This window comes from Paraglaciecola sp. IT1134 (genome assembly GCF_058068185.1).
The window spans coordinates 3,219,986-3,237,373 of record NZ_CM176486.1; the positions used below are offsets into that span (position 1 = coordinate 3,219,986).

At 44.1% G+C, this 17,388-nt stretch carries 14 protein-coding genes and 1 pseudogene; 5 read left to right on the forward strand and 10 right to left on the reverse strand.

What is annotated here, in order from left to right:
- Window positions 1-395 precede the first annotated feature (395 nt).
- From AC3RV5_RS14000 to AC3RV5_RS14020, 5 genes are all read right to left on the reverse strand, one after another.
- Window positions 396-1,172 (reverse strand): helix-turn-helix domain-containing protein, encoded by a 777-nt coding sequence (locus AC3RV5_RS14000; RefSeq protein ID WP_489728245.1) that lies wholly within the window; start codon window positions 1,170-1,172, stop codon window positions 396-398.
- A gap of 584 nt (window positions 1,173-1,756) precedes the next feature.
- Window positions 1,757-4,201: a phosphoenolpyruvate synthase gene (gene ppsA, locus AC3RV5_RS14005; RefSeq protein ID WP_489728246.1), complete on the reverse strand. Its 2,445-nt coding sequence runs from the start codon at window positions 4,199-4,201 to the stop codon at window positions 1,757-1,759.
- A 129-nt stretch (window positions 4,202-4,330) separates the two neighbouring features.
- Entirely contained in the window at window positions 4,331-5,581 is a 1,251-nt protein-coding gene (locus AC3RV5_RS14010) for a cation:proton antiporter (RefSeq protein WP_489728247.1), read from the reverse strand.
- Window positions 5,578-6,882, reverse strand: a complete 1,305-nt coding sequence (gene glgC, locus AC3RV5_RS14015; protein ID WP_489728248.1) for a glucose-1-phosphate adenylyltransferase — start codon at window positions 6,880-6,882, stop codon at window positions 5,578-5,580. The genes AC3RV5_RS14010 and glgC overlap by 4 nt, the downstream gene beginning before the upstream one ends.
- Before the next feature lie 49 nt (window positions 6,883-6,931).
- Window positions 6,932-7,354: a universal stress protein gene (locus AC3RV5_RS14020; protein WP_489728249.1), complete on the reverse strand. Its 423-nt coding sequence runs from the start codon at window positions 7,352-7,354 to the stop codon at window positions 6,932-6,934.
- Between the two features lie 539 nt (window positions 7,355-7,893).
- On the opposite strand from AC3RV5_RS14020, the pseudogene AC3RV5_RS14025 reads away from it, so the two are divergent.
- Window positions 7,894-8,136: pseudogene (locus AC3RV5_RS14025) on the forward strand (RidA family protein); the annotation flags it as partial.
- Window positions 8,137-8,354: 218 nt separating this feature from the next.
- On the opposite strand, the gene AC3RV5_RS14030 reads toward AC3RV5_RS14025, so the two are convergent.
- On the reverse strand, window positions 8,355-8,564 hold the full coding sequence (locus AC3RV5_RS14030; protein ID WP_489728250.1) for a hypothetical protein: 210 nt from the start codon (window positions 8,562-8,564) through the stop codon (window positions 8,355-8,357).
- A gap of 225 nt (window positions 8,565-8,789) precedes the next feature.
- Here AC3RV5_RS14030 and AC3RV5_RS14035 point away from each other — a divergent pair, with 225 nt between their 5' ends.
- On the forward strand, window positions 8,790-9,572 hold the full coding sequence (locus AC3RV5_RS14035) for a hypothetical protein (protein WP_489728251.1): 783 nt from the start codon (window positions 8,790-8,792) through the stop codon (window positions 9,570-9,572).
- Window positions 9,573-9,626: 54 nt separating this feature from the next.
- Here AC3RV5_RS14035 and AC3RV5_RS14040 read toward each other — a convergent pair whose 3' ends face one another.
- Window positions 9,627-10,169 (reverse strand): hypothetical protein, encoded by a 543-nt coding sequence (locus AC3RV5_RS14040; protein ID WP_489728252.1) that lies wholly within the window; start codon window positions 10,167-10,169, stop codon window positions 9,627-9,629.
- Window positions 10,170-10,180: 11 nt separating this feature from the next.
- Window positions 10,181-11,440 (reverse strand): hypothetical protein, encoded by a 1,260-nt coding sequence (locus AC3RV5_RS14045; protein ID WP_489728253.1) that lies wholly within the window; start codon window positions 11,438-11,440, stop codon window positions 10,181-10,183.
- Window positions 11,441-12,021: 581 nt separating this feature from the next.
- Between AC3RV5_RS14045 and AC3RV5_RS14050 the strand changes: the two genes are divergently transcribed.
- Window positions 12,022-12,504: a YcxB family protein gene (locus AC3RV5_RS14050; protein WP_489728254.1), complete on the forward strand. Its 483-nt coding sequence runs from the start codon at window positions 12,022-12,024 to the stop codon at window positions 12,502-12,504.
- 104 nt (window positions 12,505-12,608) lie between these two features.
- Here AC3RV5_RS14050 and AC3RV5_RS14055 read toward each other — a convergent pair whose 3' ends face one another.
- Both AC3RV5_RS14055 and AC3RV5_RS14060 read right to left on the reverse strand, forming a co-directional pair.
- Complete coding sequence (locus tag AC3RV5_RS14055) at window positions 12,609-12,854, reverse strand: hypothetical protein (protein ID WP_489728255.1); 246 nt, start codon at window positions 12,852-12,854, stop codon at window positions 12,609-12,611.
- Between the two features lie 360 nt (window positions 12,855-13,214).
- Window positions 13,215-13,892, reverse strand: a complete 678-nt coding sequence (locus AC3RV5_RS14060; RefSeq protein ID WP_489728256.1) for a glutathione S-transferase — start codon at window positions 13,890-13,892, stop codon at window positions 13,215-13,217.
- A 116-nt stretch (window positions 13,893-14,008) separates the two neighbouring features.
- Here AC3RV5_RS14060 and AC3RV5_RS14065 point away from each other — a divergent pair, with 116 nt between their 5' ends.
- Together AC3RV5_RS14065 and AC3RV5_RS14070 are read left to right on the forward strand one after the other, a co-directional pair.
- Window positions 14,009-16,381 carry a peptidase U32 family protein gene (locus AC3RV5_RS14065; RefSeq protein WP_489728257.1) on the forward strand — a complete coding sequence of 791 codons (2,373 nt, stop codon included), beginning with the start codon at window positions 14,009-14,011 and terminating at the stop codon, window positions 16,379-16,381.
- Between the two features lie 138 nt (window positions 16,382-16,519).
- Complete coding sequence (locus tag AC3RV5_RS14070) at window positions 16,520-17,206, forward strand: transposase (protein WP_489728258.1); 687 nt, start codon at window positions 16,520-16,522, stop codon at window positions 17,204-17,206.
- Window positions 17,207-17,388: the final 182 nt, after the last annotated feature.

The window sequence follows — 17,388 nt, forward strand, 5'->3', positions numbered from 1 at the left end:
CCCTGAGCTTTTATACTTGGGGTACGTTATGCCCAGTGTTACAGGAGCCCCGTTATGCGGGTCAAAGACATCAACAATATGGTCTCAAATCCCGAGGGCTGAATAAAATGGCCTTAATTCACCTTATCCAACACACCGAAGGAAATTTCGATTGTTTCGCCACAGCCTACCAAGGCTGTTGTGATCAATTAGCCTGTTTGTGGCGACAAGACTGTTTTAAACACTCGGTGAAAGCCCCTAATTCCAACATGCACCCGCAATGCTAACGATGGCGCCAAACCACTAGACCTCAAAAGCAGTGAACTTGTAAACAATGCTTAATATCCGGAATGTTATGCCTAGCACACCGCCCCCTTGTAGCTGCGATAGTCAGTCGTGATTAGAAAAACCAGGATTTACGCTGACAGCGATTGCAGTAAAGGTGCCCTATTGGATTTTGTCGGTAAGGCCACAAGAGCGGAAATATCACACTCCCCAGCGAGGCAAGCTTGCAGTTTTTTGCTGTCCAGCAGGGTGATTTTTCGGTGCTCGACGGCAATCACACCGAACGTTTGCATTTTAGTTAACAATCGACTGATCGTTTCTATGGCCATGCCAAGATAATTCGCAATATCAATTCTGGTCATACTCAGGATAAACTCTTTACCGGACAGTCCTCTTTTTTCAAAACGCGCTGAAATATCTAACAAAAATTTGACCAAACGTTGTTCTGAGGTCATTTTACTGAGGCTCAGTAACAGCCCCTGCTCATCGATCAGAGCATGACTCATGCCTTGTAATAATTTATGCCGCATTTGGGCTGATTCGCAAATAGCATTATCGAGCTCACCTAAGCCAATACAACACACACTGCTGGTTTCTAAAAAATTTAATCTGTGCACATGAGTTCCACGATCAAATCCGTCCAAACCCATTAGATCCCCTGGATAATAAAAACCGGTAATTTGTTCATCACCACTTACAGACGATATTGAGCTCTTGGCTGAACCTGAGCGTAAGATAAAAAGTGCGCTAAAAACTGTACCCTCCACAAACAAGGAATCCCCTTTGTGGTATATACGATGGGATTTTATGCCCGGTCGTAACGACGTTTGATCGACACTGCCCAGACAAGCACCAGACAACGAACAATGTTTACAAGTAGTGGATTGCTGCAATAAATACGAAATCATTTCGGATCCTCATTTCTAAAATAACAAGTAATTGGATAAAAAAAGCAGACTACTTAACCTTGCGTACCCACCGTTAACTTTTGCCAACGGATAAATCCTATGCATTATCTAGCAATCACGCCATTAGATATTGTGCCTAATTTATTACGGTAAATACCTAATCGACCCCGTCATACATCACACAGCCTAATCGCTAATCGACTACAATAGGTAAACACATTAACCAAACACATAGCACTGCCAACCGCACGGCATCAACCTATTGGATGCAAGCGTAAACGCTATTTTCGTTAGCGCTCGTCAGGGGGTAAGTAAATATAGGCGCAGCCAACAACCTAATATCATTGTTATGGGAGAGGGGTAAGATAACACCTCGTAATTTGTCGACATTAACTACCATATATCTGAACGGCTAAAAGCATTAGCCTGATTATTTGCTGTGGGACAAATGCCTGCTGACATTGGCCCGCATATGTATTACCTGCCTAACCAGCAGTAAGGCGAATATCCCACGCAAAAAAAACGTTATATGACAACGTTGTACAGCTGACTAATGGTCGAACTAATCACTAAGGTTTTGGCGACTAAGCACTAGCTTTATCATTAGCCATTTCCTTTTCCGCCTTGGCAATACTGTTAATAGTGGTAGCAAACGAATCCGGATTGAGAGAAATTGAATCAATACCACAGTTAACTAAAAACTCAGCAAATTGAGGATAATCTGAGGGAGCCTGGCCACAAATCCCGACTTTTACCCCATGCTGGTGGGCTACTTTGATAACCTCGCGGATCATTCTGGTCAGAGCCAGATTTTTTGGATCGAATAAGTGCGCTATCTCCGCTGAATCACGATCCACACCTAACACCAGTTGGGTTAAATCGTTGCTACCGATGGAAAAACCATCGAAACGCTGGGCAAACTCATCGGCTAACACGACGTTAGATGGCACTTCGCACATCATATATACCTGCAGTCCTTCCTCGGAGCGAGCTAAACCACATTCAGCCATAATAGCTAATACTTTATCGGCCTCTTCTACCGTCCGGCAAAATGGGATCATGACAATAATGTTACTAAAACCCATCTTTTCCCTGGCGTTTTTAATGGCACTACATTCCAACAAAAACGCTTCTTTGTAGCTCGGGTGGTAATAACGGGACGCGCCACGCAGACCAATCATAGGGTTTTCTTCGTCCAGTTCAAAATATTCTCCCCCGATAAGTTTTTTATATTCGTTTGATTTAAAGTCGGAGAATCGTACCACTACAGGTCTGGGGTAACAGGATGCCGCCACCTTTCCTATTCCTCTGGCCAGGGTATCGACAAAATATTCTGCGCCGCTGGCATGACCCATAATGATCTGCTCAATTTGCAGTTTTACCGCCGGATCAGACACCAGCTCTGGATGCACCAATGCCATGGGATGGATCTTTATGATGCCGCTAATGATAAACTCGATGCGGGTCAAACCTATGCCAGCACAGGGTAACTGCCACCAACGCAAAGCCCCATCAGGTACCGCGATATTAATCATGACATTAGTTTTGGTGTGGGGTATCTCATTCACTCGGATAACTGACACGTCGTAATCCAAGGCTCCTAAATACACCTTCCCTACTGAACTGGAGGCACAATCGAGGGTGACTTCTACCAAGTTTGTAAGGGTTTGGGTGGCCGAGCCCGTTCCCACAATCGCTGGCACTTGCAGTTCACGGCTGACTATTGCTGCGTGACTGGTGGTCCCCCCTGAATCGGTGACTATCCCCCCGGCCCGCTTCATCACAGGTACCCAATCGGGATCTGTGCGCTCGGTGACCAATATGCCACCGGTTGGAAATTTGTCGGCCTCCGCAGGGTCTTTCAAATAACAGACTTTGCCACATACAATGGCATTACCCACACTGGCACCCTGGGCGAGTAATAGCGATGTTTGTTTGAGTCGATAAGTTTTCAACAAATTACGATCTTTGCGCGACGTTATGGTTTCAGGCCTAGCTTGTACTATATACAAATTGCCGTTTACACCATCTTTTGCCCATTCAATATCCATCGGCCGGCCATAAGTAGTAGCAATAGATACAGCCCAGCCTGCCAACAACAGAATGTCGTCGTCGCTAAGGACCATGGTCTGTTGCTCTTGTTGACTGGTAGCCATAGTTCTGGTGAACCCAACAGAAGGATTTCTGCCTGGGGTATGCTGAATATCACCTTCACCTGGGTGATAAATCATCTTGTACAATTTACTGCCACAACGCTTTTCGATGATGGGTTGAGTAAGCTTGTTGGCCAACAGAGGTTTAAAAACCATATAGCGATCTGGGGTCACACTGCCTTTTACTACGGTTTCCCCCAGGCCCCAGGATGCGTTTATTAACACTGCATCCGGGAACCCGGTTTCTGTATCCACAGAAAACATCACCCCGGCACAAGCCACGTCAGAACGAACCATTTGCTGGACGCCTACGGACAAGGCAATGCCTTGCTCACTGACCTGTTGTTTTTCTCGATAGGCTATCGCCCGGTCGGTGTATAACGATGCAAAACATAATCGACAGCTGGAAAGCAGCGACTCGACGCCCTGCACATTTAGATAGCTTTCCTGTTGTCCGGCAAAACTTGCTTCTGGTAAATCTTCCGCTGTGGCAGAACTACGTACAGCCACATCACAATTTTGTACCCCTACTTTGTCACATAGGCTTTGATAGGCATCGGCAATCTCTTGTTTTTGTGGCTCAGTAAATTCGCCCTTGGTAATGGCCAGTCTGATGTTGGTACCGGTAGTGCTAAGATCGTGTTGCTGGTTTGTCAAGGCGCTTAACTCGCGCTGGATCATTTCCCCAAGATTGTTGTTGGCAATAAATTCACGATACAGAACTGTGGTTAAGGCAAAACCAGGGGGAACCAAAATATTATTGATATTTTGCATATGGCTTAATTCACCCAGATTGGCATTTTTGCCCCCCACTAAGGCAATGTCATCCAGCCCTATGAATTCAAAACCCAGTATTTTGCAAGCTTGTTTGTCCATAATGTTCCCCTCAAACAGTTAAACCAACCTAAAGGCTTGGGCAAATTTAACACGCGATCCGGTAAAAAAATTGTCGCAGATCAGGGAATCTCCGGTTATCTTTTCTTTAAATCATTGCGATTAGGAGCTTCAAGGACCGGGAGAAGGCGGGTGGTAATATGGTTTGAGAAGGTGGATAGTTAACGGTAACGTGATATTCAGCCAAAACGCCGTAAACATTAAAGTATAAAAGGCCTCTTTATGAATAATATGCTGTTGCACATAAGCAATATCCAATACTACAAACGCCAGCTCGGCACGCCCCAGCATACCGCAGCCTATCAATAAACTACCAGGCCACAACATGCCGCTGGTGTAACGCGCGGCCAAGGCAGCCGAAGCGATTTGGGCAATAAAAAGGGCCGACACGAGTGCCAGAGTTTGAGGGATAAGGGAAACAAATAGTTGCCAGTCAAATAGTATATGTGTACCTAATTGCACAAAAAATACTGGTCCAATCCAGGCAAATGCGGCGTTATCCACAGTGCGTTTGGTGTTGGCATAGGAATCATGGCCGTGAACACTTTTAAAATACTCCTCTTTTAGGATCAATCCCGCCATATACGCCCCGACCGCGGGATGAAAGCCCAAATAATGAGCGATCAGCCCCAAGGCCAGTGCCATAAAAAGCACAATGAGGGTCGCATATTCGCCCTTTTCGAACGCCAAGATACTACGGGCACTACAATGCCTGATGAGGGGCAGTCGGCCAGCCCAGCTGTTGGCGTCATGGGGTAGCAACCACGCGCCAAACGCTGATACCACTACAAAAAATGCCACCATCTTAGCAATGATGAACGCCATCCCGAGTATCCCAGGTATTTGCTGGCCACTCGCTAGGGGTACCAGAATTGCCACCATAACCAGCGCCCCGATATCATCCAGCACCGCTGAGGTCATAATACGTGTGGCAACCGGAGTGTTAGCCAACCCCTCACTTTTCAGTGAAACCATAGTCAAGGAGACCGCAGTGGCTGTCATGGCCAAACCACACATCAGAGCCAGATTAGTATCTTGCCAAAAATAATCGGCTACCCAAAAAGCGCTGGCAAAAGGTGCAATGGCACCAAACAAGGCTATGCCCCAACTTTTTTTAACACTGGATAAAAAATTACTGGGATTCTCTTCAAAACCCAGGGCAAACATAATAATGATAATACCCAGCTCGGCAAAACCGCGAATAAAGGGATCTGGCTGCTCAGGAAGTAAACCGCTATTGACCATTAGCATGCCAATCAGCAGAAAAAATAACACAGGTGTTAACCTGCAACTGCGCGCAGCGGCTACTGCAATAAAAATGGCTAGCCAAATAACAGCCAGCTGCCCTAACGATCCAATCAAGCCAATAGCCTCATATGGGGATGAATGTCTACCTGCTGTGAACCTGATTGCTGTTTAACAAGCATAGCTTGGGTGACCAATACAATGCCCTCATTGCTGATGCGGAATCCTCTGGCCACATCATGTGCTTTATCTATCCCAATTTGCATGCCATCTTCAATCTTACAATCGCTGTCGATAATGGCGCGTTTTATCTTGACATGACGACCTATATGCACACCAGGAAGCACTACAGATTCTTCTATATTGCTGTAGCAATCGACATGTACGTCTGAAAACAATAACGACTTGCTGACTTTTGCCCCCGAGATGATACAGCCACCAGATACCGTGGAATCTACCGCATAACCTTGACGTTGGTCATCGTTAAACACAAATTTGGCCGGCGGCGACTGTTTTTGATGGGTCCATATTGGCCAACCATCATCATAGATATTTAACTGGGGAGTAATGCTGACTAAATCCATATTGGCTCGCCAAAATGAATCCAAGGTGCCCACATCTCGCCAAAAAGGTGTTTTACCATTGCCATCTCTGAATCTGAAGGCGAGCACTTGATTATGTTCGATCGATGCCGGGATGATGTCTCTGCCAAAATCGTGTTGAGATTGCGGGTCTTTGGCGTCGGCCAGCAACTGCTTGATCAAAAACTCGGTATTAAACACATAATTGCCCATCGATGCCAGGGTATAACCGGGATAATCCTTTAGCGGACAAGGTTCTTTGGGTTTTTCATGAAAATCGATGATCCTGTTGTGTTCATTAACACACATAACACCGAAATTGTTGGCGGCCTCTGCGATGGGCACTTCAATACAAGATACTGTCATATCGGCTTTACTTTTTACGTGTTCCACCAGCATGTCGCCATAATCCATTTTGTAGATATGATCACCCGCCAACACCATCACATATTTAGGTGCGTATTGGCGAATAAATTCAATATTCTGATACAAGGCATCGGCCGTGCCCTCATACCAGTTGTCAGAATACTGCTGGGAAGCCGGTAATAATTCAACAAACTCACCTAAATCTCTGTTTAGATTTGACCACCCCCGGGCCAAATGCCTGATCAATGAATGAGCCTTGTATTGTGTCATCACACCTATCTGCCTGATGCCTGAGTTAACACAATTTGACAGTGGAAAATCAATCACCCTAAACTTGCCGCCAAAATGCAAGGCAGGTTTAGCCCGAGACTGGGTCAGTTCGTGTAAGCGACTGCCCTTGCCACCCGCCAGGATAAGGGCCAGGGTATCGCGGGTTATTTGACTAATGTAACGTGAATTGGAAGTGATCATTTAACGTTTCTCCATACAAAAAATGGTAAATTAAACAATCAAAGAGGCTTCATACTTTTACTGCAAGTACGTCACATTTAACTCCATGTAGAACACCGTTAGCGGTTGAGCCCAATAACAGTTTCAAACCACTTTGACCATGGGTACCTATCACAATTAACTCGGCTTGGATTTGTTCGGCCAAACGATGAATTTCATCAACCGGTGAACCAATAGGAGCGTACGCCTGGGTAGACGGAATGCCGTGTTTTTCAGCGAGTTGTTTTAGTTGTGAATCGGCTTGCTGACGAATATCGCTGACAAAGTCGCCACCAAATGCCGCGCCATAAGGTTCAAAATAGACATGAGGCAGTGACGCATGGATAATACTTAACACCTCTGGCTTTTTGGCAATACTCAGAGCGCGCAGCAGTATGGGTTCATAAGAAGTATAGATATCTAGTGCCACTAAAATTCTTTGATAATCTTGCATACATTTTCTCCTTAAAGTCAGGCCGTCCTTGGCACCTGGCAAATTTATGTCATTTGGTTTCAACGTTTATTTTACGCTGTTTTAGTTGGGCTTTTTCAGACTTGGGAAATGCCACAGTTAATATCCCCCTATTAAAATCGCCTTAATTGCATCCTCATCGATACTCGAAGGAATGCTTCTGCAGTATTTAAAACCAGGAGGAAATGCTGATATTGATCCGGATCAACTAAGCCTGACAAAGGCTAACAATGAACTGCCAAACTTAAACCAACGCTTAGCAGGCGATTTGGCGTTACAGTAGAATGCGCGTTGTACGGCCACTGTTGTGCAGCAACAGGCCAATTAGCATGGGTTATTTTTATAAAGGCGGCTTTACAGTCGTGCACTTCTCCAACCCGAGATATCAAACCTTATAGGTAAGCCGCCACTATCGAAGGCCATATGTATCTTGGCAGTGTACCCTGCAACACTCTTTGCAATCCCTTGTGCGTCAGGAGCGCAAGCTCCGGTACTATCCCCGAACCTATCCCCGGAACTATGTTGATGCGCTGTTGATAAAAGCTGGAAGCGACAAGAGTCATCTCTTGTGCGCAACCATTTATGTCAACGACATGAAGTATTTTGCGGCAATGAATGAAGTGTGGGATGCGTGGGTACCGGATGGTCATGCACCAGCACGTGCCTGCGTCGAGGCAAAGATGGCACGAGATGCGTTATTGGTGGCGATTGCCGTGGTTGCTGCTGAAAAAACAAGATTAGCCCATTTGTGTAGGCAAATGTAAGCCCTCAGAAACCCTGCCTGGCTTCATGAACGCCCAGCCGACAAACCGTTGATGTCTTGGATGATTTGAAGTTACATGGAAAAGCACAGGGTTTAATTATGTGTAACACTTGAAATTGTGCGCCGTCTAGAAAATTAAGATGGGTTTCTACATGGCATAGAAGAAACCCTAAAACGTCTGCTGACGTTTTAAGTTAACCTTGACCCAAGTGATTTTTATTAAAAGTATTTTTTGCCGGTAAGTGCGATGTGAATGGCAAAGATCCCAACCAAGGAATACATCACCTCAAAATAGCTAATTTCACCGTAGTCGCCTTGCACAACGGTCGCACCTATCATTAAGGCCAAAAACAAAGACGGAATGGCTAAAATACCTATCAATATCCTGATCTTTAAAGACAACATGGGTTTGTCACTATTCGACTTCATCGACAACTTTCTCCATCATAAAAAGCCCTACTTTGACCTTATTTATCAAAATTTACAAAGACATATATATTAATTATTGTTCAAAATATACAAAGGAGTTTATATTCACGTTTACCCCTAGAGCTTAATGTTGTTGATGCGCTGGTAAGTAGTGTAGAGGTGATCTGGTGATCCACTTGTTCTGTTACAATAATGATATTAAATAAATAGCTAAAAGAGAATTTGATGAAAAAAGGATTAGTGATTTTTGGTTTGTTAGTACTGCTGATTGCAGGCGGTGCTTGGTATATGTTAAGCGGGGCGGGCGACTTTATTCGTGCGCAAATAGAGCAACAGGGGAGTAAATATCTCGGCTCGGCTGTGTCGGTTGACAATGTTGACCTGGCACTGACTGAGGGGCGAATGACCATCCGTGATTTGAACGTAAAAAATCCGAATGGTTTCAGTAATGAAGATGCGTTCAGTGTCGATTCGATCGCGCTAGATTTAGGCGAGGTTTTCAATGAACCTTATGTGGTGCAGACCATCAACATCAATGCACCGGAAATTCTTTATGAAGTAGACGCGGGTGGACAGGGTAACCTGATAGTGCTGAAAAACAACTTAGCAACTAATCTGCCAAAGACTGAAAATGAATCAGCATCAAAAGATGGCGCCAATCCCTTGGTGATTGTTGAAAACGTAACGGTAAGTAAGGTTCGCCTTAAATTCAATTTTGAAAAGCTGCCTACGGGCGATCTGAATATAAACACAAAAGCCTATGAAGTTACCTTACCCACTTTCAATGCGGGCCCTATTGGTCAACCTAATGGAATGCCAGCAGATCAAGTGGGGGTTGCGGTGGTCAATGCCATGCTCGATAACGTGATTGCAGCGGCTAAATCTGAAGCAAAAAAACGCTTGGCACAAGAGGCTAAGAAAAAAGTGAATGAAGAGCTCGATAAACAAAAGGAAAAGTTGTTAGAAAAAGCTAATGATAAGCTAAAAGGTCTGCTCAATAGAGGTTAATGTATAATCGTGTGGCAGTTGTTTTGCACTGAACAAAGTGCAAAACAACCCTATCTACTTTCTTTTGTCGCTGCCCCTGCTGCATATTTGCTCGCTCTCATACTCAGCACAGTATCGCTCGAAGGCTTGCCGGACATCCAATTTTTGAGGGCCGTCTGAACCAGGTAAGTCAACTTCAAGCGTATCTATACGAGAGGGGATAGCGAGTCGACCGATAAGGGTTCGTTGTGCGGTCATTACCAGGCCAACCTCTTCTACTGCGTTAGCCCGTTGATCTGCAATTGAGGCGCTGGAAACTTCTATCCCACCACTCATCCCTCGTATGTTAACGTTTTCTTCGTTTTGTTTAGTTGATGCACTTTGAGAGATGGAGGCAAACTGCACATTGAAATCGCGCACTTTGGCTCCATCGATTGTCATGCTGACAACCAAACCCGGTTCAGTCTGTTGAAGAACAATAGCATTGTCTTCTGCGGCATCGACAGGTACCGGTTTTGAAGTTGTTGCTGTCATTTCGCCTGGCTCAGCAGCCGTGCAAATATTCAGCCACAAAAGTCCTCCAATGAAGGTAACGGTTAAAGAGTTTGAATTGTTCATTTCATCTTCTCCTAGTAACAGCTTCCAGATCCGCAGATCCGAAAACGCTCTATCACGCAATCTGCGCTGTTGTTACGAAAATTATCGTTATCATCGCGATCATCCATGGTTTCTAACTGCCCATCGTCGTTGCGCCAGGTTCCTGTGGTGCCAATTTGAACACAGTTTGAGGCCGAAGCACCGGCGTTTGGTGCCGCCGATTGACAGGCAGCCTCAGTGCTGAAAACGTTTCTGCATGGTCCAGGAGAAAAGTTACCCCCTCCCATATATTCATCTCCCTGGGCGTGCAAAAAATGGCTGCTTTCGTGGATTAAAAGATAGTTAACATCAGCCGCCTTACCAAACACGCTGCCAGCTCCGCCTAGGGTGATTGCAGCACAATCCCGAAAATTGGTTTTGTGCACAATGGCCTCACCGTCCATTTCAGCGGCGACAGAAGTCGTCAAAGTGTTAAAGCTTCTGGGGCAACTGCCGGCATTAAAAGCACTTGCGTCCGCACCGAAAGGCGCCGCCCAAATATTGTGTGTATTGCGAAACAAGGTATATACCGATGAGATTTGATCACTGCTATTGAAGAAGCTATCCAGCACCATATTCTGCAGGTCGTTAGTGAAATCAGTGTAATCGCCGACGTAATCTGCGTCTGGAAAAAGCCCAAGGTCAATCTTACCTGCCAGTGGTTGACTTCGTTGCCAGAGCACTGGCCTGGCGATGCCAGCTGTGGGCGGAAATCCGCCTGCATAAGTAATCTCTGTTGAAGAACGGGAACGGCCTGAAGCCGGATTGGCTGTCGCCCGGTAAGTGACCAGAGACAGGTTTCCCAGGCTTTGCGTATAATCGCAAGCGGCATTGTTAGGATTCCCGGTAAAAGTGCAGGTGTGGGTAACAGTTGAAGCGTTGCGGCGACAGGGAATGATACTTGCCGGAACGCCAAGCTCTGTGCAATCGGTCATTTCTCCGGTTGTCACAATGATATCAATGCTGCTGATCCCTGAACCGCTATTTCGAGCAGTTGCCGAGATGGTACTGGAATGAGTGGAAGCACGATACAAGGGATCATGTAGTGCACTCACTGAGGTACCGGCACAGCCCCCCAGCAGCAGTATTGCGCCAAACACCAATACTGACATTGCTCGATTGAGTGACATCGGGGCCTTACATTTGCTGAGATTAATGGTGACCCCTTGGGCTCGGTCACAACGAAACCGCCAAAGCTGTTGCCAACGTTGTGAACCTGTAGATCCTAGGATCAATTCCAGTAATTTACGCATCCTTTACCTCCCCCAATAGCCCTACCCGCTATATAGGTCCAATGGTAGCGATGCCACCGTCAAAATGACGAGCTATATGGCCTATGCGGGTTCCTTCTTTAGCATAGTGCATATTTCAATCAGTCTTAGTATTTCTTGGAAATTCTGCGTAGTACGAATTGATTCACATTAAACTGATTGGCACCGGAATATTTGCTGGTCAGCACCTGCTTTTTATCTGAAGAACCTGACCTACTCACTTACAGCGAACTCCCCGTAGGCAACGACCGGCCGCTTAAACTACCCAGCAGGGCTGAGCGAATAGCCATGCGTGAGAGGCGCTTATTTTTTATTTTAAGTTTTACGATAAACGACGGTAATTGCTCATGAGTAACAGTTAACCTATAAAAAACTTTATTACCTTAAGCGTTTTTCAAAATGAAAAATTTGAATGAGTTTTCTGAAAAAATTGGCGTCACTGTTAATGCTTTAAAGTGGATTTTTAATATTATTAACGGTGTAACAATAATGCTACCTAAAACAACTATCAAGCCAAGGCACTTCTCGCTACACTGCCTTTTTTGACTCAACCTTAAATTCTAATGACTACGCCTTTTTCCTATTCAACAACTTATATATTAGATAAAAGCCACTTTAGTGAAACCTTTGATGAATCTATTACTGTCGATAACGCTAAAACTGTATATTTTAAATCTATTATATTAGCGATATTGGGTTTGGCTATTCTCCTTTTTACAGAGATTACCCCTTATGCCGCATGGTTTATTGTTGCACTAGGTGCTGTGGAATATTTAAGTATACGTTTTCGAAAATCTTGGTGGTTAGCCAGACAATTGATAAGTAAAGCGGCAAATTCTGAACTGACATTAACCATAAATGAGAATAGCGTCAGTAGTAAATCTTTTTATGTTGAAAGTAAAATTTCATGGGCTGAAGTCAGAAAAATTGAACAAACAGCTCAAGGTTGGCTGCTTTATCATGCTGGGGGGAAAAACTATTTATCGGGCAGATGTCTATCTGAGGCTGCCAAGGAATTTATCAGTGCACAAGCCTTGTTAAAATAAGCCAGCTATGGAAACCCTTGGCATAAAAATGAGCTAACTATGTAATCTTTCTGTAATAATAGTTCACAGAACCAATAAAGGATTCAATCTGGATTTGCACTTTTTTATTTCTTCTTGTCAGCTTTCTGTTTGACAGCTTCCTGTTTAACTAGAATGAAGGTCAGGTACATTTTTGTAGGCAAAGACAAAATCATTCCCAGGGCAATACACATCGCACTGATGGTGATCCCCTTTACGCCCATGGCTTCAATCATCTCGCTGAAATTGTGTAAATAGATCCCCAACAAAATTAATAACATGCCAATGGTGATACAGGTTTTTAGGATCAACAAAAGTTTTTTATCGGTCACTGTTGGCCTCTTTATTTAGATAAGCGCCATACTCAAACAAATCATAAATTGGTTTACGGTCATGCTTGTTGACACAGATCAACCCTCAGATGCATGTCAATAAAATTAAAGTAGCTTGGCAGCTGTGTACGCACGCAACACGCCTACTCTGCCTAACGACTAATTAATATTGTATGTGTGCTAACCGAGGGCCGAGTAAAAATGGTGCACTGCAAACTTAATTATGAGACCTATGTCTTCGAATTTTCAGCATCCCTGGTCTGTTAGCTTTATTAGGTCAGGCGGTACCCAGATTGAGTGCGGGGCTATGGCTTAACGCATACACCATAGTGGCAGTCGTGCTCTGTGGAGTGGAGTAGATTAACTAAAAATAACGTTTTCACGATTTTCCAACCACAAAGGGGTTTTTGCCATCACTTTTGTGAACATAACGCTTTGAAGATAATGATTGAGCCACTGCCTAAGGTTAGGGTAAGGCGATTGCAGGTACCATTGCCGCTCTACGCGGGCAAACTGACGAATGAAAGGTAACAGCGCGATATCGGCCAGGCTTTCGTGTGCTGACATAATAAAGGGGTATTGTGCTAACCGTTGTTCTAAGTCTGCGATGAACGGCTCACATGTTTGTCTGCAAAGGGTGATAGTCTCTTCACGATAGCGTTTGGCACATTTGTATTGCTCTAAACACACTTTAAATTCATCATCGAAGCGCGCAATTAAATTAAGCATCTCTGGTAAAGCGTCAGGATCATGAGCGTACAAGAGATCGCCAGGATCATTTTGTGCCAGGGCCCATAACATGATCTCTAAACTCTCCTCAATAACGGTTTGAGGCGCAGACTTTGGGTATTGTGTTAATACCAAAATGGGCACCGTGCCTTTGGGGGAGCTTGCTAGCATTTCTGCTGGTTTATTGCTCAAAACCACATCCCGCAATAACACCCGCTGTTTTGCTTTATAAATCGCGATCCGTGCTCGTATCGCATAGGGACAGTTTCTTAAAGAATAGAGTATGGGGTATGCTTTTGCTTCATTCATCGCAATTTGACTATGATCGCCTCATTTACAGCTATTAATCTACTGTAACGATATTCATCGGCTAAATATACGGGTAACATCCCGCCTTTAAATTTAGCAGACAACAAGTTATATAAATGAATCATAATATTGAATTATTAGCCCCAGGTGGTGATGTCGATGCGATTAAAGCCGCCATTATTGCTGGTGCCGATGCGGTCTATTGCGGATTAGATACCTTTAATGCGCGTAACCGCGCGGCTAATATTTCATTTGATGAACTCGTTGGTGTTATTCGACTGGCCCACCAGTATCAATGTCAGATTTTTCTCACCTTAAATATTGTTATTTTAGAACGAGAATTCACCTCTCTCGCCAAGCTGTTAAGCAGACTGGTTAATACCACCTTAGATGGTGTGATTGTGCAGGATATTGGTTTGTTTAATCTGATTAAAAAGCATTTTCCCAGCCTGGACATACATGCCTCAACACAGTTAACGACCCATAATACCGGCCAAATCCCTTTCCTAAAAAAATTAGGGGCTTCACGGGTTAATTTATCAAGAGAGTTAAACCTAACAGAAATAACTGCAATAACCGCTACGGCACGGGAACACGATATTTTAACGGAGGTCTTTGTTCATGGCTCATTGTGTATCGCTTTCTCGGGTTTATGTTATTCAACCTCAGCCAGTGTGGGCAACTCGGGTAATAGGGGTCGTTGCAGCCAGGCTTGCCGTGAAGAATATGAAACGACACCAACAGGTCATAATTTTCCGCTGAATATAAAAGACAACTCAGCATTTTTTGATCTCCCGGCTTTGATAAAAGCAGGTGTGCACTCATTTAAAATAGAAGGCCGCATTAAAGGCGCCAGTTATGTGCATACGGTTGTAGATAGTTTTCGAAAACAGATTGATGGTTATCTGCAAACAGGTCAATTACTTGAAGACGGTGAGCGACTCTATAAGGTGTTTAATCGTGATTTTTCAAATGCCTTTTTAAGAGGCGATTTGAATCAGTCTATGTTCATTGATAACCCGCGCGACAATTCAAAAATTCATGCTATTGCTAAAAATGCGGTTACCACAAAAGCTGCCGTTGAAAAGAACAATGCTATTTCGGTGGTGCAAATACATGAAGTAGAACAAAGTCTTTATGCAGAGAAAAGTCAGATAAATGCAACAGTGAAAGATAAAATCAAGTTCTTAAACATAGATAAAGTACCACTGACCTTACGTTTTTCAGGCCAGCCCGGCAGTCAATTAACCGTGACAGTGACCACCCAAGACATATCGGCTAGGGAACAAACAACAGCTGAGTTAGCATTTGTTGAAAAGAAAGACTTTGTGGTGCAGTCAACCAGCCCATTAGTTAAAAATGACCAGGGGGATAACATCAAAATAGCGCTTGAAAAGCGTTTCAAAAGTTTAAACAATGCTGAATTTATCCTTAAAAAAATGGACATGCACGAGGTGGCTTGTGGTCTCAGTTTGCCCTTTAAAGAGTTGACGGCGCTTAAAAATGAAGTCGCACGTTTATTGAATCACTCCAGGGCAGTGTTACCCGCCGTTGAGTTACCCCCACTGCAGAGACATCCTAAAACAGCAGACTTAAGCGCTCTTGATTCTGGCACATCCGCCGCCTCCCGCACCAAGAGCAGAGGCAAACTTTCGGTTTTAATCAGTGATCCCGTAGACCTTGGTTTAAGCGATATAACTGACGCAGATATCTACTTCAAGTTACCCGACGCCTACAAACGTGATTGCACTAAATACATTGATTTGTTGAACGAAAACCCGGGGGTCATTCCCTGGTTTCCGGCGGTATTAATAGGTAAAGACTATGATGTGGCTGTTAATATTTTGCAGCACGTCAGGCCCCCATTAATTGTCACCAACAATACAGGGATCGCCTATAAAGCTTATGAACTGGGGATAAAATGGATAGCAGGCCCCTTTTTAAATATCACCAATTCTTATGCCTTGATGGCCATCAAAGAAGAGTTTGATTGCAGTGGGGCGTTTATTTCCAACGAGATAAATAAACAGCAAATGCAAAATATCGCCCGTCCCGAAAACTTCAAATTGTTTTACAGTATTTACCATCCCATCTTATTAATGACCAGCAGACAGTGTTTTTTCCAGCAAAGTGTGGGTTGTGAAAAACCCCGAATAGACAACGGTTGTATGCTTTCCTGTGATAAATCTACCAGCATCACTAACCTAAAAGGTGTCTCTTTTGCTATTGATAAACAAAAAGCAGGTTATCCGAGTATTTATAATCATGATCAGTTTTTAAACATGCAGATCATTGATGATCTTGGCCATCTCTTTGATGGTTTTATGATTGATTTAACCAACATTGGTGCCGGTGATAAACCGTTACCTGATAAAGCCGTTTTAATTGGCCAGTTCGAACAATTATTAGCCGGTCATTCAACCGTGGCAACAACACTTAACGCTATGGTGCCAGCGTCAACCGTCAGCCAGTATCACACGGGCTTGTAAAAAGTGTAAAAAGTAAAAAGGGGTCGAGTGAATTTAGTAGAGTAAAAAGGGGTCGGAGTGAATTTCATTCCTATTTCGAGGTACAGCCGAGACTAGTCTATAATCCTTACTTCATGTACTACGGTTAGGATGACCACTATGCCAAGGAAAGCACGATTTTACGCATCAGGAATACCCTGCCATATCGTTCAACGCGGAAATAACCGACAAACATGTTTTTTTTCAAACCAAGATTTTGCATTTTATATCAATGTCTTGACCGAAGCCTTAGAAACCTGCTGCGTTAAACTTCACGCCTTTGTCTTAATGACAAATCATGTACACCTATTGATGACGCCAAGCTGCCATGAAGGCATTTCAAACGTCATGCAAAGTACCGGCAGAAAATATGTGCGTTATATTAACGGCCTATACAATCGCACCGGCACACTCTGGGAAGGCCGACATAAAGGCAGCCTAATTGATAGCTCCAATTATTTATTAACCTGCCAGCGCTATATAGAATTAAACCCGGTACGAGCCAATATGGTCATGCGCCCAGAGGATTACCGCTGGTCAAGTTATCAAGCAAATGCCAACGGCAAATCAATAAAATGCATCACGCCACATTCCGAATATCTGACGCTGGGCACCAGCAAAGAGCAGCGTGAACACGCGTATAAGGAAATATTCCGTCACGGCCTTCCCCCTGAGCATATCCATCAACTCAGGGAATGCCTGCAGCACAATTATCCCCTCGGCAGTGACAAATTTAAAACACGAATTGAACAAACACTAAATGCAAACATTGGACAACTGAAACAGGGGCGTCCATCGAGCCACTAAGACCTTAAGCGCTAACCTAATTTTGCCTCACTAATGTTAGTTGAACTCGTTATTCACTCCGACCCTGAGGTATCCTCACGAATAATACATACAAATCAAAAGGATAGTTGAAAAGCTGGGGAACATTCATGTCATTTTGTGATCAGATCTATCGCCAGACAAAACCAACCAGTAAAAAGTAA

Bases quoted from the DNA above. Each gene is read 5' to 3' on its own strand.
- AC3RV5_RS14000 (WP_489728245.1), bottom strand. From the start codon at position 1,172: ATGATTTCGTATTTATTGCAGCAATCCACTACTTGTAAACATTGTTCG.
- ppsA (WP_489728246.1), bottom strand. From the start codon at position 4,201: ATGGACAAACAAGCTTGCAAAATACTGGGTTTTGAATTCATAGGGCTG.
- glgC (WP_489728248.1), bottom strand. From the start codon at position 6,882: ATGATCACTTCCAATTCACGTTACATTAGTCAAATAACCCGCGATACC.
- AC3RV5_RS14020 (WP_489728249.1), bottom strand. From the start codon at position 7,354: ATGCAAGATTATCAAAGAATTTTAGTGGCACTAGATATCTATACTTCT.
- AC3RV5_RS14030 (WP_489728250.1), bottom strand. From the start codon at position 8,564: ATGAAGTCGAATAGTGACAAACCCATGTTGTCTTTAAAGATCAGGATA.
- AC3RV5_RS14035 (WP_489728251.1), top strand. From the start codon at position 8,790: ATGAAAAAAGGATTAGTGATTTTTGGTTTGTTAGTACTGCTGATTGCA.
- AC3RV5_RS14040 (WP_489728252.1), bottom strand. From the start codon at position 10,169: ATGAACAATTCAAACTCTTTAACCGTTACCTTCATTGGAGGACTTTTG.
- AC3RV5_RS14045 (WP_489728253.1), bottom strand. From the start codon at position 11,440: ATGCGTAAATTACTGGAATTGATCCTAGGATCTACAGGTTCACAACGT.
- AC3RV5_RS14050 (WP_489728254.1), top strand. From the start codon at position 12,022: ATGACTACGCCTTTTTCCTATTCAACAACTTATATATTAGATAAAAGC.
- AC3RV5_RS14060 (WP_489728256.1), bottom strand. From the start codon at position 13,892: ATGAATGAAGCAAAAGCATACCCCATACTCTATTCTTTAAGAAACTGT.
- AC3RV5_RS14065 (WP_489728257.1), top strand. From the start codon at position 14,009: ATGAATCATAATATTGAATTATTAGCCCCAGGTGGTGATGTCGATGCG.
- AC3RV5_RS14070 (WP_489728258.1), top strand. From the start codon at position 16,520: ATGCCAAGGAAAGCACGATTTTACGCATCAGGAATACCCTGCCATATC.